Source organism: Kitasatospora sp. NPDC058032, assembly GCF_042885845.1.
Classification (GTDB): Bacteria; Actinomycetota; Actinomycetes; order Streptomycetales; family Streptomycetaceae; genus Kitasatospora.
Genome location: NZ_JBHVRK010000024.1, coordinates 1 through 21,816, shown reverse-complemented (window position 1 = coordinate 21,816; position 21,816 = coordinate 1). Strand labels below are relative to the sequence as shown.

Sequence of the window (21,816 nt, the reverse complement as noted above, 5' to 3'; positions counted from 1 at the left end):
TTGCGACTGCGGGACGCGCCATGTGGATGACGCGCGCCCGTTCCTACGACTCGGCCAGGATCTGGCCCACGTACCGTGCCACCGCTCGCACCGCCCCCATTGTGCCCGGATAGTCCATCCGAGTCGGACCGATCACACCCAGTTTGGCCACGCTTTCGTCGCCCGAACCGTAACCGACCGAGACGACCGACGTGGAATTCAGCCCCTCGTAGGCGATCTCGCGGCCGATCCGGACCGTCATCCCGGCGTCCGCGGTCTCACCCAGGAGGCGGAGCAGGACGACCTGCTCCTCCAGTGCCTCCAGCACCGGCTGGATGGTGAGCGGGAAGTCATGGCCGAAACGGGTCAGGTTGGCCGTGCCGGCCAGCATGATCCGCTCCTCGCTCTGCTCGGCGAGCGTCTCGAAGAGCGTCGCCAGCACGGTCGTCACGGTCGGCCGGTCGGCCGCCTCGAACAGCGCCGGCAGCTCGTCCAGCAGCCCGGGAACGTCCGGGAGGCGCTGGCCGGCGGCCCCCGCGTTGACCCGGGCCCGCAGATCCGCCAGCAGCGTCTCGCCGACCGTGCCCGGGCAGTCCACCAGCCGCTGCTCGACCCGGCCGGTGTTGGTGATCAGCACCAGCATCACCTTGGCCGGGGCCAGCGCGACCAGCTCGATGTGCCGCACCGTGGAGCGGCTCAGCGAGGGGTACTGCACCACCGCGACCTGGCGGGTCAGCTGGGCCAGCAGCCGCACCGTGCGGGCGACCACGTCGTCGAGGTCCACCGCGCCGTCCAGGAAGTGCCGGATCGCCCGCCGCTCGGGCGCGCTCATCGGCTTGACCTCGGCCAGCTTGTCGACGAACAGCCGGTAGCCCTTGTCGGTGGGGATCCGCCCGGCGCTGGTGTGCGGCTGGTGGATGTACCCCTCCTCCTCCAGCGCCGCCATGTCGTTGCGGACGGTGGCCGGGGAGACCCCGAGGTTGTGCCGGTCCACCAGGGCCTTGGAGCCGACCGGCTCCTCCGTCCCCACGTAGTCCTGGACGATCGCGCGAAGCACCGCGAGCTTGCGGTCGTCGAGCTGGCGGACCTCACCGGCCATGGGGCACGCACCTCCGTCTTCACGCGTTGTCCGTTGTGACACGCCGTTGTGGCATGTGTCCGCATTTCGAGCTGTCCGGTCCGGCCCCGCGGGGCCCCGGCCTTGGCACTCTGAACGCCCGAGTGCCAGATCCGTACCTGCCAGTGTAAGGCCCGGGTCCGACGGCAGGAACGGCCCGGCCGGAGTGATCCTGCCCGCAGTCCGCGGCGCGCGGATGATGCCGCGGGCCCGCCCGGGTGGCAGCATCGAAAGCGGACGGCGAACGGAGGAACAGCGATGTCGACCTCGGGCCAGCACACCCGTTTCGCCCCCGACCGCGGCCTGACCGGCCGGATGGTGGGGACGATGTTCCTGATCGGACTGCTGTACGTCGGCTTCACCGGGCTGCTCATCGCCCTGCTGCGCGGCGCCTGGCCGATCATCGTCCTGATCTCCGGCGGCCTTTTCGTCGCCCAGTTCTGGTTCAGCGACAAGATCACCGAACGGGCCATGGGCGCCCATCCGGTCACCCCGGAGCAGTACCCGCAGCTGCACGGCGCCGTCGACCGGCTCTGCGCGCTCGCCGACATGCCCAAACCGCGGGTCGCCGTCGCCCGCAACGACATGCCGAACGCCTTCGCCACCGGCCGCAACCCGCAGAACGCGGTGGTCTGCGTCACCACCGGCCTGCTGCGCCGGCTGGAGCCGGAGGAACTGGAGGGCGTGCTCGCCCACGAGCTGTCGCACGTCGCCCACCGGGACGTCGCCGTGATGACGGTGGCCGGCTTCCTCGGCGTCCTGGCCGGCGCGATGACCAGGATCGCCATGTACGGCGGCTTCATGGGCGGCGGGCGCAACAGCAACGACCCCAACGCCGCGATCGTCGCGCTGGTCGTCCCGCTGGCGTCGATCGCCGTCTACGCGATCAGCTTCCTGCTGACCCGGATGCTCTCCCGCTACCGGGAGCTGGCCGCCGACCGGGCCGCCGCCCAGCTCACCGGGCGGCCCAGCGCGCTGGCCTCGGCGCTCACCAAGGTGACCGGCCAGATCGCCGCCATCCCGACCAAGGACCTGCGCCAGGCGCAGGCCTACAACGCCTTCTACTTCGCCCCCGCGCTGAGCGCCCGCGAGGCCGCCACCCAGCTGTTCTCCACCCACCCGACGCTGGAGCAGCGGCTGGCCCAGCTCGCGAAGATCTCCGCACAGCTCGGCCGCTGACCCGTTGACCCTCCCTCCGGAAGGACCGCCGTGGGAATCCTGGACGCGCTGTTCGGCCGCACCAAGCCCGTCAAGCCCGACCTCGACCAGCTGTTCGGGGTGCCGTCCGCCGCGCTGACCCTGGAGGCCGCGGCGGGCTTCCGGCCCACCGGGCTCGGGTCGGTCTGCTTCGCCTCGGTCGAGGGCGGGGCCTTCGACGAGGTCGAACGCCAGGTCCGGGCGCTGCTGGACGCCGGCACCGAGCGCGGCGGCGTCCCCGTCGAGGCGTCCAAGGACGACTACGGCTACTCCTGGCTGCTCGCCCGGCACACCTCCGAGGAACTGCCCGACCTGGTCAACGACCTGCACGCGGTCAACAGCGAGCTGGAGGCGAACGGCTTCGGGCCGCAGCTGCTCTGCTCGCTGGTCGGCTTCCGCGACGCCGCGGGGCGCCGGCCGCTGGCCCTGGTCTACCTGTACAAGCGCGGTACCTTCTACCCCTTCGCGCCGCTGCCCGGCCGCGGGGAGAAGCGCGACAGCCCGCTGGAGCTGGAGGTCAACGCGATGCTCGGCAACGACCTGCGGCTGGAGAAGGACCTCACCCGCTGGTTCCCGGTCTGGGGCGCGCCGGGCCTGTGAGCGCGGGGGCGTGGACGCCGGGGCGCGGGGCGTGGACGCCGGGGCGCGGGGCGTGGACGCCGGGGCGCGGGCCCGGCGCGCGGGCCGGAAATCCGGTGGCCGCCGCTCCCCCGCTCACCTAGGGTCCGACCATGATCGACTGGAGTGCGCTCGAAACCGCCGCCCCGACCCCCGACACCCTCGCCGCCGTGAGCGCCGCCCTGCGGTCCGCCGACCCGCACGTGCGCGACACCCTCGCCTACGAGCAGCTGTGCCGCTGGGCACCCCTGCTCACCCCGGAGCAGCGCCTCGCCCTCGGCGACGAGATGGCCGAGCGGCTGTCCGACCCCGAGATCCAGGCCCGCACCTTCGCCCCGCTGGTCCTCGCCGAGCTCGCCGACCTCGGCGCCCACCGCCCCGCCTGGCTGGACGCCTTCGCCCACTGGTACCCCGCCGAGAGCGACCTGCGCGGCTGGGACGGCGAGCTCGGCTGGCTGCACGCCGTCGCGCACGGCGCCGACTACCTGGCCGCCCTCGGCCGCGGCCCGCTGCTCGCCGACCCGACGCCGCTGCTGGAGCTGGCCGCCGCCCGGCTGCTCGCCCCCACCGACCACGTGCTGGACGCCATGGAGGACGACCGGCTCGGCCTCGCCCTCGCCCAGATCCTCGCCCGCCCCGACCTGACCGAGCGCCAGGCCCTCGGCTGGCTCGACCCGATCGCCGCCCAGCCGCCGCGCCGCCCCTCCGCGACCTCCGGCGGCGTGCCCGCGGTCGTCTCCAACACCCTGCGCACCCTGCGGATGCTCCACGTGCTCGCCGACCGCGGCGTGCGCATGGAGCGCGGCGCCGACCCGGTGCCGCTGCCGCACTCGGCCGCGCTGCGCGAGCGGATCGCCGGGATCCTGGTGGTGAACTCGCCGTTCACCGGCTGACGCCTCGTAGACTCCGTGGAATGCGCAGCCGCCAGTACGGACCCGATCTGACCCCGCCGTGGAAGAAGCAGGCCCCCGCGCCGGAGGTGCCCGCCGAGCGGGACCTGGTGGTGGAGGAGGCGGCGAGCGGGTTCTGCGGGGCGGTGGTGCGCTGCGAGAAGACCGCCGAGGGCCTCACCGTCACCCTGGAGGACCGGTTCGGCAAGCACCGGGTCTTCCCGATGGTCCCGGGCGGCTTCCTGCTGGAGGGCCGGACGGTCACCCTGGTCAGGCCCTCGGCTCCGGCCCCCTCCCACGCTCCCGGCCGCACCGCCTCCGGCTCCGTCGCCGTCCCCGGCGCCCGCGCCCGGGTGGCCCGCGAGTCGCGGATCTACGTCGAGGGCCGGCACGACGCCGAGCTGGTGGAGCGGGTCTGGGGCGACGACCTGCGGATCGAGGGCGTGGTCGTCGAGTACCTGGAGGGCGTCGACGACCTGCCCGCGATCGTCGCCGACTTCGCCCCCGGCCCGGACCGGCGCCTCGGCGTCCTGGTCGACCACCTGCTCCCCGGCACCAAGGAGCACCGCATCGCCGCCCGGGTCACCGGCCCGCACGTGCTGGTCGTCGGCCACCCCTACATCGACGTCTGGCAGGCCGTGAAGCCCTCCTCCGTCGGCATCCCCGCCTGGCCCGCCGTCCCCCGCGGCGAGGACTTCAAACTCGGCACCTGCCGCCGCCTGCGCTGGCCCGAGGACACCCCCGCCGCCTGGAAGCGCATCCTCGCGAAGGTGAACTCCTACAAGGACCTGGAGCCCGAGCTGCTGGGCCGCGTCGAGGAGCTGATCGACTTCGTCACCCTCCCCGAGTGACACTCGGCCGTATATCCTTTTCGGCAATCGGATATACGCCGTAGGAGGTCGCCATGTCCCGCACCGTGATCGACCTGGACGACGAGGCGCTGGCCGACGCCGCCCGCTACCTCGGCACCACCACCAAGAAGGACACCGTCAACGCCGCCCTGCGGGAGATAGCGGACCGCCGGCGCCGGGCCGCGGCGCTGGCCCGGATGCGCGGGATGGTCGCCGAAGGCGAGATCGACTTCTCGGTCATCGGCTACCCCGACGACGCCTCGGGCGCGTCCGGAAGGCCGGCCGCATGACCGAGGAGTTCCTGATCGACACCAGTGCGCTGGTCCGGCTGATGCGCGGCCAGACCGGCGCGGCCTGGGAGGAGGCCGTGACGGCGGGGCTGGTGCTGCTCTGCGAGCCGGTCCGCCAGGAGTTCCTGCGCGCGGTAGGCGGCCGGGCCGCCTACTTCGAGGCGACCGGCCTGCTCCGGGAACTCTTCCCGTACCAGCACCTGCGCGACAGCGCCTGGGAGGACGCCGCCGAGTTGCAGGAGCGCCTCGCCCAGTCCGGCGCCCACCAGTGCGCGAGTCCGGTGGACCTGCTGGTCGCCGTCACCGCCGCCCAGCACAAGCTGACGGTCCTGCACCAGGACGCCGACTTCGAGACCATGGCCCGGCTGACCGGGCAGCCCGTCCGGCGGATCGACTAGTCCACCAGGTCACGCACCACCGCGTCGGCCAGCAGGCGGCCGGGGAGGGTGAGGGCGGCGCGGCCCTGCTCGTAGGGGGCGGGGGCGAGCAGGCCGTCGGTGAGGGCACGGGCGGCGGCCGCACGGCCGGTGGCGGTGAGGAGGTCGAGGGGGACGCCCTCGGCCAGGCGCAGTTCGAGCAGGATCCGCTCGACGCGGCGGTCCTCGGCGGTGAGGCGCTCGCGGCCCTGGGCGGGGGTGCGCTGCTCGGCGAGGGCCCGGGCGTAGGCGGCCGGGTGCTTGGCGTTCCACCAGCGGACGCCGCCGACGTGGCTGTGCGCGCCGGGGCCGGCGCCCCACCAGTCGCCGCCGGTCCAGTACAGCTCGTTGTGGCGGCAGCGGCCCTCGGGGGTGGTCGACCAGTTGGAGACCTCGTACCAGGAGTAGCCGGCGGCGCTCAGCGCCTCCTCGGCGATCAGGTAGCGGTCGGCGTGCACGTCGTCGTCGATCATCGGCAGTTCGCCGCGCCCGACCCGGGCGGCCAGCCGGGTGCCCTCCTCGACGATCAGCGAGTAGGCGGAGACGTGGTCGGGCCCGGCGCCGATCGCGGCGTCCAGGGAGGCCCGCCAGTCGTCGTCGGACTCGCCGGGGGTGCCGTAGATGAGGTCGAGGTTGACGTGCTCGAAGCCGGCCGCGCGGGCCTCGGCGACGCAGGCCTCGGGGCGGCCGGGGGTGTGGTGGCGGTCGAGCAGCCTGAGCACGTGCGGGCGCGCGGACTGCATGCCGAAGGAGATCCGGTTGTAGCCGCCCTCGCGCAGTTCCGCCAGGTACGCCGGGTCCACCGACTCCGGGTTGGCCTCGGTGGTGATCTCGGCGCCCTCGGCGAGCCCGAACTCGTCGCGGATCGCGGCGAGCATCCGCACCAGGTCGCGGGCCGGCAGCAGGGTCGGGGTGCCGCCGCCCAGGAAGACGGTGCGCACCGGCGGGGCGTCCGCGCCGAGGACCCGCCGGGCGAGCCGGACCTCGGCGACCACGTTGTCCGCGTACGTCTCCTGGGAGGCGACGGTGCCCGAGGAGCGCAGCTCGGTGGCGGTGTAGGTGTTGAAGTCGCAGTAGCCGCAGCGGCTCGCGCAGTAGGGCACATGCAGGTAGAAGCCGAACGGCCGCGAGCCCAGCCCGTCGAGGGCGTGCGCGGGCAGGGAACCGTCGGACGGCACCGGTTCGCCGTCGGGGAGTGCGGAGGGCATGACCCCATTGTCCCGTACGGCCGGGGTGATCCCCACGGGCCGTACGGGACGGGCGGGACGGACGGGAGGGAGGACGGGGCCGGGCGGACGGCTCAGGCCTCGTTGGCGCCCGTGTACATCGCGGTGACCGCCTCGGCGTAGGTCCGTTCCACCACCGGGCGCTTGATCTTCAGGCTCGGGGTGAGCTCGCCGTGCTCGACGTCCAGGTCGCGCGGCAGCAGGTGGAACTTCTTGATCGTCTGCCAGCGCTGGAGCTGCCCGTTGAGCCGCCGCACGAAGCCCTCGATCAGCTCGTGGGTCCGCGGGTCGGCGACCACCTCGGTGTAGGACGCGCCCGCCAGGCCGTGCTCGGCGGCCCACGGCATGATCACCGCCTCGTCCAGGCCGATCAGCGCGGTGCAGTAGTTGCGGCCGTTGCCGATCACCAGGACGTTGCTGACGAACGGGCAGACCGCCTTGAACTTGCCCTCCACCTCGCTCGGCGCCACGTACTTGCCGCCGGAGGTCTTGAACAGGTCCTTCTTGCGGTCGGTGATCCGCAGGAAGCCGTCCGGGGACAGCTCGCCGATGTCCTCGGTGTGGAACCAGCCGTCCGCCTCCAGCACCTCGGCGGTCTTCTCCGGCAGGTTGTGGTAGCCGCGCATGACGCCGGGGCCGCGCAGCAGGATCTCGCCGTCCTCGGCGATCCGCACCTCGGTGCCCGGCAGCGGACGGCCCACCGTGCCCACCCGGATGTCCTCGGCCCGGTTGACGCTGGAGCCGGCACTGGTCTCGGACAGGCCGTAGCCCTCCAGGATCGGCACCCCGGCGCCGACGAAGAAGTAGCCGATCTCCGGGGCCAGCGCGGCGCTGCCGGACACCGCCCCGCGCAGCCGTCCGCCGAACGCGGCCCGGATCTTGGCGTACACCAGCCTGTCGGCGAGGGCGTGCTTCATCCGCAGCGCCGCCGGGGCGGTGCCCACGCCGGTCGCCACCCGGGTGTCCTGGACCGTGCGGGCGTAGTCGCGGGCGGTGCGCGCCGCCCACAGGAAGATCTTGTACTTGGCGCCGCCCTGCGCCCGGGCCTTGCCGGCGATGCCGTTGTAGACCTTCTCGAAGATCCGCGGCGCCGAGGCCATGATGGTCGGCCGGATCACCGGCAGGTTGTGGATGATCCGGTCCACCCGGCCGTCCACCGCCATCACGTGCCCGGTCGCGATCTGCCCGGAGATCAGCGTCTTGCCGAACACGTGCGACAGCGGCAGCCACATGAACTGCACGTCGTCGGCGGCCAGCAGTCCGCTCGCCTCCTGCGCCCGGCCCTCGTAGGCCCAGCAGTCGTGCACCAGGCGCACGCCCTTGGGGCGGCCGGTGGTGCCGGAGGTGTAGATGAGGGTGGCCAACTGCTCCTTGTCGAGGGCGGCGACCGCCTTCTCGACGGCGTCCGGGTGCCCGGCCAGGTGCTCGGCGCCGAGCCGCTCCAGCTCGGCGAGGGTGATCACGCGCAGCCGGCCGGCCGGCGGGGGCCCGTCCGGCGCGTCGAACAGGATCACCGTCTCCAGCCCGGGCAGCCGGTCCAGTTCGGCGACCACCTTGTCCAGCTGGGCGGTGTTCTCGGCGAACAGGGCCCGGGAGCCGGAGTCGGAGAGGATGAACGCGGTCTCGTCGGCGTTGGTGCTCGGGTAGACGGCCGTGGTGGCCGCGCCCGCGCACATGTTGCCGAGGTCGGCGAGGATCCACTCCAGGCGGGTGGAGGAGGCCAGCGCCACCCGGTCCTCGGCCTCGATGCCCAGCGACAGCAGCCCGGCCGCCACCGCGTGCACCCGGGCCGCGGTCTGCGCCCAGGTCAGCGACCGCCACTGCTCGGCGCCGGGGGTGCTGTCCGCCGCGTGCTCGTCCACCGGGACGGGGTAGCGGTAGGCCTCACCGCCGGGGGTCAGCGCGACCCGTTCCCGGAACAGGTGGGCGACGGAGGCGGGACGCCCGGCGACGATGTCGGGACGGCCGGAGTCGATCAGGGACTGCGCGGAACTCAACGAGGACCTCCGGGGGCGGGTGGCCGTCTGGAAGAGGTGGCGTCCGTAGGGGCGGCCGCCGGCCCCCTGGCAACCGGGACTGGTACCGATGAGTAACAAGAGGGCTGCCAGCAGCCTAGGGGGAAACCGGTCATTCCGTAAGGGGGCGGACCGACCTGGCACCCTGTCGGACCGCCGGTGCCCGGCACAACCGCGCCCCGCGGAACGTTCGGCAAAGGGCTGGACAAAGATCCGGCTCGCTTGCCCGGAATCTCATGTACCGGCCTCCCGAGCAACGAGAATTGGGATGCCAAAGCCGCCGCCGACGACAAGAGTGAGCCAGTGCTGATCAGACTGCTCAGGGCGTACCTGCGCCCCTACACCCGACCGATCATCCTGCTGGTCCTCCTCCAGCTGGTCTCCACCCTCGGGCTGCTCTACCTGCCCACACTCAACGCCGACATCATCGACAGCGGAGTGATCAAGGGGGACACCGGCTACATCCTGCGCGTGGGCGCCGTGATGATCGGCGTCACCCTCCTCCAGACCCTCTGCTCGATCAGCGCCGTCTACTACGGCGCGCGCACCGCCATGGCCGTGGGCCGCGACATCCGGGCCGCCGTCTTCGACCGCGTCCAGAGCTTCTCCGCCCGCGAGATCGGCCAGTTCGGCGCCCCCTCCCTCATCACCCGCACCACCAACGACGTCCAGCAGGTCCAGATGCTGGTCCTGATGTCGTTCACCCTGATGGTCGCCGCACCGATCATGTGCGTCGGCGGCATCATCATGGCCCTCAACCAGGACGTGCCGCTCTCCGGACTGCTGCTGGCCGTCGTCCCCGCCCTCGGGGCCGTCGTCGCCCTCCTGGTCCGCCAGCTGCGCCCGCGCTTCCGCAGCATGCAGGAACGGATCGACACCGTGAACCGGGTGCTGCGCGAGCAGATCACCGGCATCCGGGTCATCCGCGCCTTCGTCAAGGACGAGCACGAGCAGAACCGGTTCGCCGGCGCCAACGAGAGCCTCACCGGCGTCTCGCTGCAGGTCGGCAAGCTGATGGCCTACCTGTTCCCGAGCGTCATGCTCGTCGTCAACGTGTCCAGCGTCGCCGTGCTGTGGTTCGGCGCCCACCGGATCAACAGCGGCGACATGGAGATCGGCGCCCTGACCGCCTTCCTCTCCTACCTGCTGCAGATCCTCATGAGCGTCATGATGGCCACCTTCATGTTCATGATGGTGCCGCGCGCCGAGGTCTGCGCCGAACGCATCCAGGAGGTGTTCGACACCTCCTCCAGTGTGGTGCCGCCCGCCGCCGGCGTCACCGAGGTGCTCCGCCGCGGCCACCTCGAACTGCGCGACGTCGACTTCCGCTACCCCGGCGCCGAGGCGTCCGTGCTGCGCGGCATCGGCATCACCGCCCGCCCCGGCGAGACCACCGCCGTCATCGGCTCCACCGGCAGCGGCAAGTCCACCCTGCTCGGACTCGTCCCCCGACTGTTCGACGCCACCTCCGGCCAGGTCCTGCTCGGCGGCGTCGACGTCCGCGAACTCGAACCCGGGACGCTGTCCGACAGCGTCGGCCTCGTCCCGCAGAAGCCCTACCTGTTCTCCGGCACCGTCGCCAGCAACCTGCGCTACGGCCGGCCCGACGCCACCGACGAGGAACTCTGGCACGCCCTGGAGATCGCCCAGGCCAAGGAGTTCGTCGAACGGCTCCCCGAAGGCCTGGACGCGCCCATCTCCCAGGGCGGCGGCAACGTCTCCGGCGGCCAGCGCCAGCGCCTGGCCATCGCCCGCACCCTGGTGCGCCGACCCGACGTCTACCTCTTCGACGACTCCTTCTCCGCGCTCGACTACGCCACCGACGCCAGGCTGCGCAAGGCGCTCGCCCGCGAGACCTCCGACGCCACCGTGGTGATCGTCGCCCAGCGCGTCTCCACCATCCGCGACGCCGACCGGATCATCGTCCTGGACGAGGGGGCCGTCGTCGGCAGCGGCACCCACGGCGAGCTCATGGCCGGCAATCCGACGTACCGGGAGATCGTGCTCTCCCAGCTCACCGAGCAGGAGGCGGCGTGACCAGCCCCGACAAGTCCGCGCCCGGCTTCGACAAGGCGCCGGGCGGACGTCCCGGCGGGCCGGGTGAACCGGGCGGACCCGGTGGACCCGGTGCGGGCGGCCGGCCGGCTCAGGCCGGCGACTCCCAGGCCGCCGCCGCCCGCCGCGGCCCCGCCGGCCCCGGCCGCTTCATGGGCGGCCAGGGCGCCGAGAAGTCCATGGACTTCAAGAGCTCCGGCAAGCGGCTGCTCAAACTCCTCCGCCCCGAACGCGCCCTCATCGCCGGCGTCCTCGGCCTCGGCGTCCTCAGCATCGGCGCCGCCATCGTCGGCCCCAAGATCCTCGGCAACGCCACCGACCTGATCTTCGCCGGCGTCATCAGCGGCCGCTTCCCCGCCGACGCCTCCAAGCAGCAGATCATCGACGGCCTGCGCGCCCGCGGCGACGGCGACCTCGCCAACCTGCTCTCCTCCGTCGACTTCACCCCCGGCCAGGGCATGGACTTCGGCGCCATCGGCACCGTCCTGCTCTGGGTCCTCGCCATCTACGTCGCCTCCGCCGTCTTCGGCGTCGTCCAGGGCCGCCTCGCCGCCCGCGCCATCCAGCGCGCCGGCTACCGGCTGCGCCAGGACACCGAGGCCAAGCTCGCCCGGCTGCCGCTCAGCTACTTCGACAAGCAGCCCCGCGGCGAGGTCCTCAGCCGGGTCACCAACGACATCGACAACATCAGCCAGACCATGCAGCAGACCATGGGCCAGGTGGTCAACTCGCTGCTCACCGTGGTCGGCGTGCTCGCCATGATGTTCTGGATCTCCTGGCTGCTCGCCCTCATCGCACTGATCGCCGTCCCGCTGTCCGTCGTCGTCGCCACCCGCGTCGGCAAGCGCGCCCAGCCCCAGTTCGTCCAGCAGTGGAAGTCCACCGGGCAGCTCAACGCGCACATCGAGGAGATGTACACCGGCCACACCCTGGTCAAGGTCTTCGGCCGGCAGAAGGAGTCCGCCGAAACCTTCCGCGAGCACAACGAGGCCCTCTACGCCTCCAGCTTCAAGGCCCAGTTCATCTCCGGCGTCATCCAGCCCGCGATGATGCTCATCGGCAACCTCCAGTACGTGCTGATCGCCGTCGTCGGAGGCCTGCGGGTGGCCAGCGGCGCGCTGTCCATCGGCGACGTCCAGGCGTTCATCCAGTACTCCCGCCAGTTCAGCCAGCCGCTCACCCAGGTCGCCAGCATGGCCAACCTGGTGCAGTCCGGCGTCGCCTCCGCCGAGCGCGTCTTCGAACTCCTCGACGCCCCCGAGCAGACCCCCGAACCGGCCATGCCCGAACGCCCCGACGCGCTGCGCGGCCGGGTCGTCTTCCAGGACGTCGCCTTCCGCTACGACCCCGACAAGCCGCTCATCGACGACCTCTCACTCAAGGTCGAACCCGGCCAGACCGTCGCCATCGTCGGCCCCACCGGCGCCGGCAAGACCACCATGGTCAACCTGCTGATGCGCTTCTACGAGGTCAGCGCCGGCCGGATCACCCTCGACGGCGTCGACATCGCCGCCATGTCCCGCGAGGAACTGCGCTCCGGCATCGGCATGGTCCTCCAGGACACCTGGCTGTTCGGCGGCACCATCGCCGACAACATCGCCTACGGCGCCGACGGGGCCACCCGCGAGCAGGTCGTCGAAGCCGCCAGGGCCGCCCACGTCGACCGCTTCGTACGCACCCTGCCCGACGGCTACGACACCGTCATCGACGACGAGGGCACCGGCGTCAGCGCCGGCGAGAAGCAGCTCATCACCATCGCCCGGGCCTTCCTCGCCCAGCCCTCGATCCTGGTCCTCGACGAGGCCACCAGCTCCGTCGACACCCGCACCGAGGTGCTCATCCAGCGGGCCATGGCCCGGCTGCGCACCGGGCGCACCAGCTTCGTCATCGCCCACCGGCTCTCCACCATCCGGGACGCCGACGTGATCCTGGTGATGGAGAACGGCTCCATCGTCGAACAGGGCGGCCACGACGAGCTGATCGCCACCGACGGGGCCTACGCCCGGCTCTACAAGGCGCAGTTCGCCGAGGCGGTCGCCGAGGTCGAGTAGCGCCGCCGCCACCGGGGAGCCCGGGGCGGACGGTCCCACCGCCGCCCCGGGCTCCCGCGCGTCCGGGCCCGCCGCCCTCGGCCGCCACGGCGGCGGGCGCTACGGTGGGGGCCGTGAGTGACGAACCGTCGACGACCGCCGCCGCCCGGCCAAGGGGCACCGGCACGCCCGCCGCCGCCACCGCCCCGGACGTCTTCGAGACCCACCGGCGCTACCTCGGCTCCGTCGCCTACCGGATGCTCGGCTCCTTCACCGACGCCGAGGACGTCCTCCAGGAGGCCTGGCTGCGCTGGCGCGCCGCCGACCGCACCTCCGTCGCCGACCCCCGCGCCTACCTCACCACCGTCGTCACCCGGCTCTGCTACGACCAGCTCGGCTCCGCCCGGGCCCGCCGCGAGTCCTACTTCGGCGAATGGCTGCCTGAACCGTCCCTCTCCTACCAGGACACCCCGGCCTCCCCCGCCGACCTCGCCGAACGCGGCGAGTCCGTCTCGCTCGCGCTGCTCGCCGTCCTCGAACAGCTCACCCCCGCCGAACGCGCCGCCTTCGTCCTGCATGACGTCTTCGCGGTCGGCTTCGACGAGATCGCCGCCTCGCTCGACCGCAGCCCCGACGCCACCCGCCAGCTCGCCTCCCGCGCCCGCCGCCGGATCAAGGCCGGCGGACGCCGGGCCGACGCCGACCCCGCCGAGCACCGGCAGGCCGTCGAGGCGTTCGCCGCCGCCAGCGCCCGCGGCGACATCGCGGGCCTGCTCGCCGTCCTCGACCCCGACATCGTCTGGCACTCCGACGGCGGCGGCATCGTCACCGCCGGCGCCCGCCCGGTGCTCGGCTCCGCCAAGGTCTCCCGGCTGGTCCTCGGCCTCGTCAACAAGTGGGTCACGGCCGAGGCCGCGGTGGAGTTCGCCCTGGTCAACGGCGAGCCCGGTCTGGTCTGGTACACGCGGCCTGGCGTCATCGGCGGCGTGCTGGCCTTCGCCGTCACCGACGGCCGGATCACCGAGGCGTACGCCGTCGTCAACCCGGAGAAGCTCGCCCACCTCAACGCTCCCGCCACCCCTCCGGGAGTGTGACGCGGGTCACCGTCACAGTCCCGCGGGCGCCGTCGTCCCCCTTCCGAACACGCGGAGAAGCGTTCCCCGGCCACCCCGGGGACGCCGCGAGAGGACGCCGACGACGGCGCCACGAAGGAGCGGGACGACATGACCGAGAAGCAGACCGTCGTACTGGGGGCCGGCTACGCGGGCCTCGCCGCCGCGGCCCGGGCCGGAAAGCGCGACCGGGTGACCCTGATCGCTCCCGAGAGCCGCATCCTGCACCGCATCCGCCAGCACGAGACCACCGCCGGCCTCCCCGTGGCCCGGCCCGCCGTCGCCGAGGTGCTGCGCGGGCGGGGCGTGCGGCACGTCCGGGCCCGCGCCACCGGACTCGACCTCGGCGCGCGCAAGGTGCTCCTGGACAACGGCGACACCGTCGCCTACGACACCCTGGTCTACGCCCTCGGCAGCCGCACCTCCTGGCACGGCGTGCCCGGCGCCGAGGAGCACGCCTACCCCGTCGAACGGGCCGCCGAGGTCGCCGAGCGGCTGCGCGCCGCCGAGCGCCCCGGCACCGCCGAGCGGTCGGGCACCGCCGAACGCCCGGGCACCGTCGCGGTCGTCGGCGGCGGCGCGACCGGCATCGAGCTGGCCGCCGAACTCGCCGAGGCCCACCCCCGCTGGACCGTGCGGATCGTCGCCGCCGACCGGGTCGGCGGATGGTTCTCGGCCAAGGGCCACGACCACGTCCACCGGGTGCTGCGCGGGCTCGGCGTCGGGATCCACGAGCAGAGCGCCGTCACCGCCGTCGACGCCGGGGGCCTCACCACCACCGCCGGCCGGATCCCCGCCGACCTGGTCGTCTGGGCCGCCTCGATGGAACCGCACCCGCTCGCCGCCCGGGCCGGCCTCGCCGTCACCCCCGCCGGACAGGCGGTCGTCGACGACCACCTGCGGTCGGTCTCGCATCCCGAGGTGTACGTGATCGGCGACGCCGCCGAGGTCACCGTCCCCGGCACCGGGACCCTGCGGATGGGCTGCGCCACCGCCCTGCCGCAGGGCCAGTACCTCGGCAAGGTGCTCGCCGGACGCACCGACAAGCCGTTCGCCTTCCGGTACACGGCGCAGTGCCTGAGCCTGGGGCGGCGCGAGGGGCTGCTCCAGTTCATCCACGGCGACGACTCGATGCGGCCCACCGTGCTCACCGGGCTCGCCGGGCGGCTGGCCAAGGCGGCGATCCTCAGGAGCGTCGTGCTGTCGCTGCGCTGAGCGGCCCGTCACCGAGGGGGCGTGCGCGAGGGCCGTGCGCGAGGGCCGTACGCGAGGGCCGTGCGCGAGGGCCGTACGCGAGGGCCGTACGCGAGGGCCGTACGCGAGGGCCGTACGCGAGGGCCGTACGCGAGGGCCGTACGCGAGGGGCCCGGGACGCGGTGTGCGTCCCGGGCCCCTCGCGGTGGCGCCGTGGTTACTTCTTCTCGCCCTTGGGGGCTTCGGCGTCGGTGGACAGCGCGGCGATGAAGGCCTCCTGCGGGACCTCCACGCGGCCGACCATCTTCATCCGCTTCTTGCCTTCCTTCTGCTTCTCCAGCAGCTTCCGCTTACGGGAGATGTCACCGCCGTAGCACTTGGCGAGCACGTCCTTGCGGATCGCGCGGACCGTCTCACGGGCGATCACGCGCGAGCCGATCGCGGCCTGGATCGGCACCTCGAACTGCTGGCGGGGGATCAGCTTCTGCAGCTTGCCGGCCATCATCACGCCGTAGCTGTAGGCCTTGTCCTTGTGCACGATCGCGGAGAACGCGTCCACCGCGTCGCCGTGCAGCAGGATGTCGACCTTCACCAGGCTCGCGGTCTGCTCGCCGATGGGCTCGTAGTCGAGCGAGGCGTAGCCGCGGGTCTTGGACTTCAGCTGGTCGAAGAAGTCGAAGACGATCTCGGCGAGCGGCAGGGTGTAGCGCAGCTCCACCCGGTCCTCGGAGAGGTAGTCCATGCCCTGGAGGTTGCCGCGCCGGGACTGGCAGAGCTCCATGATCGCACCGACGAACTCGTTCGGCGCCAGGATGGTGCCGCGCACGACCGGCTCGTACACCTCGGCGATCTTGCCGGTGGGGAACTCGCTCGGGTTGGTGACGGTGTGCTCGGTGCCGTCCTCCATGATCACCCGGTAGACCACGTTCGGGGCGGTGGAGATGAGGTCGAGGTTGAACTCGCGCTCCAGGCGCTCCCGGATGATCTCCAGGTGCAGCAGGCCGAGGAAGCCGCAGCGGTAGCCGAAGCCGAGCGCCACCGACGTCTCCGGCTCGTACACCAGGGCCGCGTCGTTCAGCCGCAGCTTGTCCAGCGCGTCGCGCAGCAGCGGGTAGTCCGAGCCGTCCAGCGGGTACAGGCCGGAGAACACCATCGGGCGCGGGTCCTTGTAGCCGCCCAGCGCCTCGGTGGCACCCTTGTGCTGCGAGGTGATGGTGTCACCGACCTTGGACTGCCGGACGTCCTTCACACCGGTGATGATGTAGCCCACCTCGCCGACGCCCAGGCCGTCGGCGACCTTGGGCTCCGGCGAGATGACGCCGATCTCCAGCAGCTCGTGGGTCGCGCCGGTGGACATCATGGCGATGCGCTCGCGCTTGGTCAGCTGGCCGTCGACGACCCTGACGTAGGTGACCACGCCGCGGTAGGCGTCGTACACCGAGTCGAAGATCATCGCGCGGGCCGGGGCGTCCGCGACGCCGACCGGGGCCGGGACGGTGTTGACGATGTGGTCCAGCAGGTCCTCGACGCCCAGACCGGTCTTGGCACTGACCTTCAGGACGTCGCCCGGGTCGCAGCCGATGATGTGCGCGATCTCCTCGGCGTACTTCTCCGGCTGGGCGGCCGGCAGGTCGATCTTGTTCAGCACCGGGACGATCGTGAGGTCGTTCTCCAGCGCCAGGTACAGGTTGGCGAGGGTCTGCGCCTCGATGCCCTGGGCCGCGTCGACGACCAGGACGGTGCCCTCGCAGGCCGCGAGGGAGCGGGACACCTCGTACGTGAAGTCCACGTGGCCCGGGGTGTCGATCATGTTGAGGATGTGCGTGGAACCGGCGTCGGGGCCGGTCCTCGGCGCCCAGGGGAGTCGGACGGCCTGCGACTTGATGGTGATGCCGCGCTCGCGCTCGATGTCCATGCGGTCGAGGTACTGGGCGCGCATCTGCCGCGGGTCGACCACACCGGTGATCTGCAGCATCCGGTCGGCGAGCGTCGACTTGCCGTGGTCGATGTGGGCGATGATGCAGAAGTTGCGGATCAGCGCCGGGTCGGTACGGCTGGGCTCTGGCACATTGCTGGGGGTCGCGGGCACCTTGGTCCGATTCTCCGTTGGTCCGGGGGCCGGGGGTGTCCGGATCATCGCTGACCGGCTTCCCGGGCGACCGGACGGTCGTCCGATCGAGATAGTTCCTCCCATCTTCCCACTTCCCCCGGGCCGGTCGCGCGCCGCCGTCCGGTTCGGGCCTCCCGGCACCCGCCGGAAGGGCCGGCGGGCGCTCTTGCGCCCGGGCGGCAGCACGTCCTGCGCCCGGGCCGCGGCGCGACAGGGCAGGATGGCCGGCCATGATCCTGGAAAGCGCCCTGCTCGACGTCCGGCCCGGCCGGGAGGAGGAGTTCCTCGCCGCCTTCGCCGAGGCCCGCCCGCTGATCGCCGGCCGGCCCGGCTTCCGCTCGCTGGAGCTGCGCCGCTGCCTGGACGAGGGACGCGGTTCCCGGTTCCTGCTCCAGGTCGGGTGGGAGACCCTCGCCGACCACACCGAGGGCTTCCGGCGCTCCCCCGAGTACCAGCGGTGGCGCGACCTGCTGCACCACTTCTACCGGCCGTTCCCCGAGGTCGAGCACTACGGCGAGCCGGTCCTGCGGGCCTGAGCCGGGTCCGCCCGGTTTTGGCCGGGCCCGGCGCCCCTGGTAGCGTGGGGCGCTGCACCTGGCCTCGGCATGCCCTCTCAGCAGGTCCGACGGCCGCGCGGTGCGGCCCTCCCCCAGCCTCCGGCCGGGAGGGACATCCAGAACCGATGACACAGACTGAGGCTCCTTCGTGGCGAACATCAAGTCCCAGATCAAGCGCAACAAGACCAACGAGAAGGCGCGCCTGCGCAACAAGGCCGTCAAGTCCTCGCTGAAGACCGCGCTGCGCAAGGCCCGTGAGGCCGCTGCCGCCGGCGAGACCGAGAAGGCCACCGAGCTGGCCCGCGCCGCCTCCAAGGCGCTGGACAAGGCCGTGAGCAAGGGCGTCATCCACGCCAACCAGGCCGCCAACAAGAAGTCGGCCATCACCAAGCGCGTCAACACGGCCGCCCAGGCCTGACGCCCCCGGGGCCGCCTCGACGGCCCCACCCCCCTCGGGACGGCCCGGCCCTCTACCCGGACACCCGAGGTGCGCAGCACACTTCGCACCGCACGCGGCCTGCGTTCGCCACGCGGGTGCGGTGCACAGAGATCGATCGGAAGCGTCGGCCGCGCCGCCCCTTCCCCGTACTGCCCGACCGGTTCCCCACCGGCCGGGCAGTTCGCGTTTGCGGGCGTGCTCGGCGGTGGGCGTGCTCGCGGGTGGGCGTACTCAGCCGATCTTCGTCCAGCTCTGGCAGCCCTGCGTCTTGAAGACGACGTCGGACTTCTTGATCGTGACGACACCCTGCCCCGTCAGGTTCTCGTTGGCGATGATCGAGTCGAGGTCGCCGTCGGCGGCGCGGGCCCGCTCCCAGTAGCACATGCGGCCCGAGCCTCCGGCCGGGCCGGCCGTGCGGTAGGTGCCGGGCCGGATGTCGGTGCCGACCAGGAAGGTGCCGCTGCCGTCGATCGTGTCGGCGGGCGCGGCGGGCGCGGTCTCGGCGAGCGGCGCGGGCGCGGGCGGCGGCGCGGTCACCGTCGCCGTCGTCGTGACGGTCACGGTGACGGCCGGGGCCGGTGGCGCGGACGGTGCCGGGGCGGTGACCGTCACGGTGATGGTCTGCGTGACCGTGGGCTGCGGGACCGGGCCGGTCGCCGCCGCCGTCACCGCCGCCGAGCCGTTGGAACAGGCCGTCAGGGCGGCCAGCAGTCCGGCCGCCGTGACGATCGTGACGATCGTGATGGTGCGCGTGCGCAAGGTCCCCCCTGGGACGTACGGCCGATGAGGGCCCCGACCCCACCGGCCGGGGGGACAGCCACGGTGGCTGTCCCGCCCTCCGGGACGAGCGGTAGGGTCCCGGGTGTCCGGCACCCACGCCGAGGGCCCGAGGGGGGCACACATTGGGGACACCGCCGCCGCCACCGCCGCCACCACCACCGTCACCGCAGAGTGGCCCCGGCTTCGTCGGCTACCCGCAGCAGCCGCAGCCGTTGGTGCCCGCGCCGACGCCGAACAGCCAGCCCGGCTTCGGGCCGCCGCCCGGTCTGCCCAGCGCGCCGGGTGTACCGGGTGTACCGGCCGCCCCGGGCGGCGGGCGGAGCGGGGGCCTGCGGCGCAACGCGGTGTGGGCGTTCGTCGGCGCGATCCTCGCCTCCGCGGTCTGGACCGGAACCGTCGTCGCGGTGCCCGGCATCGTCCACGGCGAGTCCGGTGCGAAGAGCGTCCGCGGCTACCACGCCGTCGACAAGATCTGTGAAGCGGGCAAGCTCACCGCGTTCCGCGGCAAGTACAAGATGGTGGACAACTACCCGCTGGAACACGCCGGCCGCAGCGGGTCCATGGACGTCATGCGCTGCTACGCGCTGATGAAGCGCACGCCCGGTGACAGCGAGACCACCGACTACGCCACTCTCGACATCCGCGCCGAGCTGCACAAGGCGGTCGACTCCGTGCCCGAGTTCGCCGCCCTGCGGCACTACTTCGAGCAGCAGAAGTACGAGATCACCGACGTGCCCGGCCTCGGCGAGGAGGCCTACCTCGCGTACGGCGACGAGCCGACCAGCTCGGACAAGACCTTCCACGACATCAACTACTACCTGCAGGTCCGCGACGGCGCGATGACGTACTCGCTGTACTGGACGGACAACTACCAGGTCGGCAAGAACCACACGCTGGACCGCGAGACCGTGCGCAAGGCCATGACCGACGACACCCGGGACATGCTCAAGGCGATCGGCGGGCCGTAGCGGCGGGCCGCAACGGTGGGCCCGCTCCGCCCGCGGGGCTGACCGCGGGCCGCCCAGAGGCTCAGTACGACGGCGGCCGGGAACCGGCTCGGGAGGCCCTGGCCACGGCGACCACGGCCCGCTCCAGCGCGAAGGCCGGGTCGTCGGAACCGCCCTTGACGGCGGCGTCCGCCTGCGCGATCGCGGTCAGCGCCGTGGCCACGCCGTCGCCCGTCCAGCCGCGCATCTGCTGGCGGACCCGCTCGACCTTCCACGGCGGCATGCCCAGCTCGCGCGCCAGGTCCGCCGGGCGCATGTTCCGCCCGGCGCTCGCCAGCCGGCCGATGCTGCGCACGCCGGAGGCCAGCGCGTAGGTGATGCCGGTCGGCGGCTGGCCGACGGCGAGCGCCCAGCGCAGCCGCTCCAGCGCCTCGGCGGCCCGGCCGGTGACCGCCAGGTCCGCCACCTCGAAGCCGGTGGCCTCGGCGCGGCCGCTGTAGTAGCGGGCCACCACCGTCTCGTCGATGGCGCCCTCGACGTCGGAGGTCAGCTGGCTGGCGGCGGCCGCCAGCTCGCGCAGGTCGCTGCCGAGCGCGTCCAGCAGGGCCTGGCAGGCCTCCGGGGTCGCCGAACGGCCGAGGGTGCGGAACTCGCCGCGGACGAAGGCCAGCCGCTCGCTCGCCTTGGCGAGCTTGGCGCAGGCCACCTCGCGCCCGCCGGCCTTCCGGGCCGCATCCAGCAGGCCCTTGCCCTTGGCGCCGCCCGCGTGCACCAGGACCATGATCACTTCGTCGGCGGGGGCCTCGATGTACGCCTTGACCTCCTTGACGGAGTCGGCGGAGAGGTCCTGGGCGGCCCTGACCACGATGACCTTGCGCTCGGCGAAGAGCGACGGGGTGGTCAGCTCGGCCAGGCTGCCCGGCTGCAGGCCGCCCGGCGGGAGGTCCCGCACATCGGTGTCCGGGTCGGCCGCCTTCGCCGCGGCCACCACCTGGGCGACCGCGCGGTCCAGCAGCAGCTCCTCCTGGCCGACCGCGAGGGTCAGCGGGGCGAGCAGGTCGTCGGGTGCACTCTTCCTGGCCATCGTCTACCAGCATCCCACGGGGGACGGACAGCTCCGTCCCTGGAGAATGGGCGGGTGACCGAAGACCCCACCGCCGACCCCGCGACCGATATGCCGGACGGCTTCGACCCGCACGCCCGGCAGCTGCTCGTCCTGCCCGACCGCGACGCCGCCGAGGAGGCCGCCGAGGAGCTCGGTGCGGACCACCCCGACCTCGGCGAGCTCGAAATCGTCCGCGACGCCCTCGCCGGGGAGGACGACGCCGAGGACGCCCAGTGGCTGGTGGTCGTGGAACCTCCGGAGGACGGCTGGACCCCCGACCGCCTCCGCGCCCTCGACGCCGTCGCCGCCTCCTACGAAGGCTGGCGCGAGGAAAGCTGACCCGGTGTGGCCTTCCCTGGAGTAGGAAGTCGGCTCGGCCGACTTCCTACTCCAGGGGGTGGGAGCCCGTACTGCCTGCTTCCGCTCGGCGCTGCGGTCGCCTCGGTTGCCGGGTTGGTCCGCGGCGTAGGAAGTCGGCCGAGCCGACTTCCTACGCCGGGCGGAGGGTCCGCACGCACGTACCGCCCGGGCGGACATCCGGGCCGCCGCGGTGCTCGCCCGGCCCGGCCCGGAAGAATCGTTTTCTCGCAGCCCACCCCTCCCCTGCCCACCGAAGCGCGACTACGGCTGCGGCCGGCGCGCAGCCGGTCCGCCACCCACAAGAACCGGTGCCGAAGAAGAGGCCCCTCATCGGCGCTCCGGGCCTCGGCCGGAGCGCCGATGTCACCGTTCACTCCCTCACCCGGATCCACCTTCCGCAGCTCACACCCACGCCCACTCGGTGTTCGCCCGACCCGAGCGCACCGCTCGGGCCGGCCGCGAAGAATCGTTTCTTCCGGGCCCGAGCCCACCCCTCCCCTCCTTCCCGAGCACCTGCCCCCAACCCCA

The 21,816-nt window shown here is 72.8% G+C and carries 20 protein-coding genes; 14 read left to right on the top strand and 6 right to left on the bottom strand.

The features are described 5' to 3' along the window. Positions 1-43: 43 nt before the first annotated feature. Entirely contained in the window at positions 44-1,078 is a 1,035-nt protein-coding gene (hrcA, locus tag ACFVUH_RS29660) for a heat-inducible transcriptional repressor HrcA (RefSeq protein ID WP_355375152.1), read from the bottom strand. A 276-nt stretch (positions 1,079-1,354) separates the two neighbouring features. Here hrcA and htpX point away from each other — a divergent pair, with 276 nt between their 5' ends. From htpX to ACFVUH_RS29630, 6 genes are all read left to right on the top strand, one after another. Beyond that, complete coding sequence (gene htpX / locus ACFVUH_RS29655) at positions 1,355-2,275, top strand: zinc metalloprotease HtpX (RefSeq protein ID WP_355375155.1); 921 nt, start codon at positions 1,355-1,357, stop codon at positions 2,273-2,275. 30 nt (positions 2,276-2,305) lie between these two features. After that, on the top strand, positions 2,306-2,893 hold the full coding sequence (locus tag ACFVUH_RS29650; protein WP_387916402.1) for a hypothetical protein: 588 nt from the start codon (positions 2,306-2,308) through the stop codon (positions 2,891-2,893). Between the two features lie 131 nt (positions 2,894-3,024). Beyond that, positions 3,025-3,804, top strand: coding sequence for a DUF2785 domain-containing protein (locus tag ACFVUH_RS29645; RefSeq protein ID WP_387916400.1), 780 nt, complete (start codon positions 3,025-3,027; stop codon positions 3,802-3,804). A gap of 20 nt (positions 3,805-3,824) precedes the next feature. Beyond that, positions 3,825-4,652 carry a DUF3097 domain-containing protein gene (locus ACFVUH_RS29640; RefSeq protein WP_387916399.1) on the top strand — a complete coding sequence of 276 codons (828 nt, stop codon included), beginning with the start codon at positions 3,825-3,827 and terminating at the stop codon, positions 4,650-4,652. A gap of 53 nt (positions 4,653-4,705) precedes the next feature. Next, entirely contained in the window at positions 4,706-4,942 is a 237-nt protein-coding gene (locus tag ACFVUH_RS29635; RefSeq protein ID WP_387916397.1) for a type II toxin-antitoxin system VapB family antitoxin, read from the top strand. Next, complete coding sequence (locus ACFVUH_RS29630; RefSeq protein WP_387916395.1) at positions 4,939-5,340, top strand: PIN domain nuclease; 402 nt, start codon at positions 4,939-4,941, stop codon at positions 5,338-5,340. Before ACFVUH_RS29635 ends, ACFVUH_RS29630 begins: the two co-directional genes overlap by 4 nt. Here the strand turns inward: ACFVUH_RS29630 and hemW are convergent. Together hemW and ACFVUH_RS29620 are read right to left on the bottom strand one after the other, a co-directional pair. After that, the gene (hemW, locus tag ACFVUH_RS29625) at positions 5,337-6,566 is read right to left on the bottom strand and encodes a radical SAM family heme chaperone HemW (protein WP_355375173.1); all 1,230 of its coding nucleotides are present in this window, start codon (positions 6,564-6,566) and stop codon (positions 5,337-5,339) included. The genes ACFVUH_RS29630 and hemW overlap by 4 nt on opposite strands. A gap of 92 nt (positions 6,567-6,658) precedes the next feature. Further along, a complete protein-coding gene (locus tag ACFVUH_RS29620; protein WP_387916393.1) occupies positions 6,659-8,581 on the bottom strand; it encodes an AMP-dependent synthetase/ligase in 1,923 nt (640 codons plus the stop codon). 321 nt (positions 8,582-8,902) lie between these two features. Here ACFVUH_RS29620 and ACFVUH_RS29615 point away from each other — a divergent pair, with 321 nt between their 5' ends. The 4 genes from ACFVUH_RS29615 to ACFVUH_RS29600 all read left to right on the top strand — a co-directional run bounded on the left by ACFVUH_RS29615 (position 8,903) and on the right by ACFVUH_RS29600 (position 15,011). Then, positions 8,903-10,636, top strand: a complete 1,734-nt coding sequence (locus tag ACFVUH_RS29615) for an ABC transporter ATP-binding protein (protein ID WP_387916391.1) — start codon at positions 8,903-8,905, stop codon at positions 10,634-10,636. Between the two features lie 170 nt (positions 10,637-10,806). Next, the gene (locus ACFVUH_RS29610; RefSeq protein ID WP_387916484.1) at positions 10,807-12,705 is read left to right on the top strand and encodes an ABC transporter ATP-binding protein; all 1,899 of its coding nucleotides are present in this window, start codon (positions 10,807-10,809) and stop codon (positions 12,703-12,705) included. A gap of 113 nt (positions 12,706-12,818) precedes the next feature. After that, on the top strand, positions 12,819-13,778 hold the full coding sequence (gene sigJ, locus ACFVUH_RS29605) for an RNA polymerase sigma factor SigJ (RefSeq protein ID WP_387916389.1): 960 nt from the start codon (positions 12,819-12,821) through the stop codon (positions 13,776-13,778). 129 nt (positions 13,779-13,907) lie between these two features. Next, the gene (locus ACFVUH_RS29600; RefSeq protein ID WP_387916387.1) at positions 13,908-15,011 is read left to right on the top strand and encodes an NAD(P)/FAD-dependent oxidoreductase; all 1,104 of its coding nucleotides are present in this window, start codon (positions 13,908-13,910) and stop codon (positions 15,009-15,011) included. Between the two features lie 196 nt (positions 15,012-15,207). Here the strand turns inward: ACFVUH_RS29600 and lepA are convergent, their stop codons facing one another. Further along, positions 15,208-17,079 (bottom strand): translation elongation factor 4, encoded by a 1,872-nt coding sequence (lepA, locus tag ACFVUH_RS29595; protein ID WP_355372208.1) that lies wholly within the window; start codon positions 17,077-17,079, stop codon positions 15,208-15,210. Between the two features lie 251 nt (positions 17,080-17,330). Between lepA and ACFVUH_RS29590 the strand changes: the two genes are divergently transcribed. Both ACFVUH_RS29590 and rpsT read left to right on the top strand, forming a co-directional pair. Further along, positions 17,331-17,636, top strand: coding sequence for an antibiotic biosynthesis monooxygenase (locus tag ACFVUH_RS29590; RefSeq protein WP_355372210.1), 306 nt, complete (start codon positions 17,331-17,333; stop codon positions 17,634-17,636). Positions 17,637-17,805: 169 nt separating this feature from the next. After that, positions 17,806-18,075, top strand: coding sequence for a 30S ribosomal protein S20 (gene rpsT / locus ACFVUH_RS29585; RefSeq protein WP_355269285.1), 270 nt, complete (start codon positions 17,806-17,808; stop codon positions 18,073-18,075). 252 nt (positions 18,076-18,327) lie between these two features. Here the strand turns inward: rpsT and ACFVUH_RS29580 are convergent, their stop codons facing one another. Further along, positions 18,328-18,855: a hypothetical protein gene (locus tag ACFVUH_RS29580; protein ID WP_387916384.1), complete on the bottom strand. Its 528-nt coding sequence runs from the start codon at positions 18,853-18,855 to the stop codon at positions 18,328-18,330. Positions 18,856-19,091: 236 nt separating this feature from the next. On the opposite strand from ACFVUH_RS29580, the gene ACFVUH_RS29575 reads away from it, so the two are divergent. Continuing rightward, on the top strand, positions 19,092-19,844 hold the full coding sequence (locus ACFVUH_RS29575; protein WP_355372216.1) for a hypothetical protein: 753 nt from the start codon (positions 19,092-19,094) through the stop codon (positions 19,842-19,844). Positions 19,845-19,905: 61 nt separating this feature from the next. Here the strand turns inward: ACFVUH_RS29575 and holA are convergent, their stop codons facing one another. After that, positions 19,906-20,907 carry a DNA polymerase III subunit delta gene (gene holA, locus ACFVUH_RS29570; RefSeq protein ID WP_387916382.1) on the bottom strand — a complete coding sequence of 334 codons (1,002 nt, stop codon included), beginning with the start codon at positions 20,905-20,907 and terminating at the stop codon, positions 19,906-19,908. 90 nt (positions 20,908-20,997) lie between these two features. Between holA and ACFVUH_RS29565 the strand changes: the two genes are divergently transcribed. Then, positions 20,998-21,267: a hypothetical protein gene (locus tag ACFVUH_RS29565; protein WP_387916483.1), complete on the top strand. Its 270-nt coding sequence runs from the start codon at positions 20,998-21,000 to the stop codon at positions 21,265-21,267. The last annotated feature ends 549 nt before the right edge of the window (positions 21,268-21,816 follow it).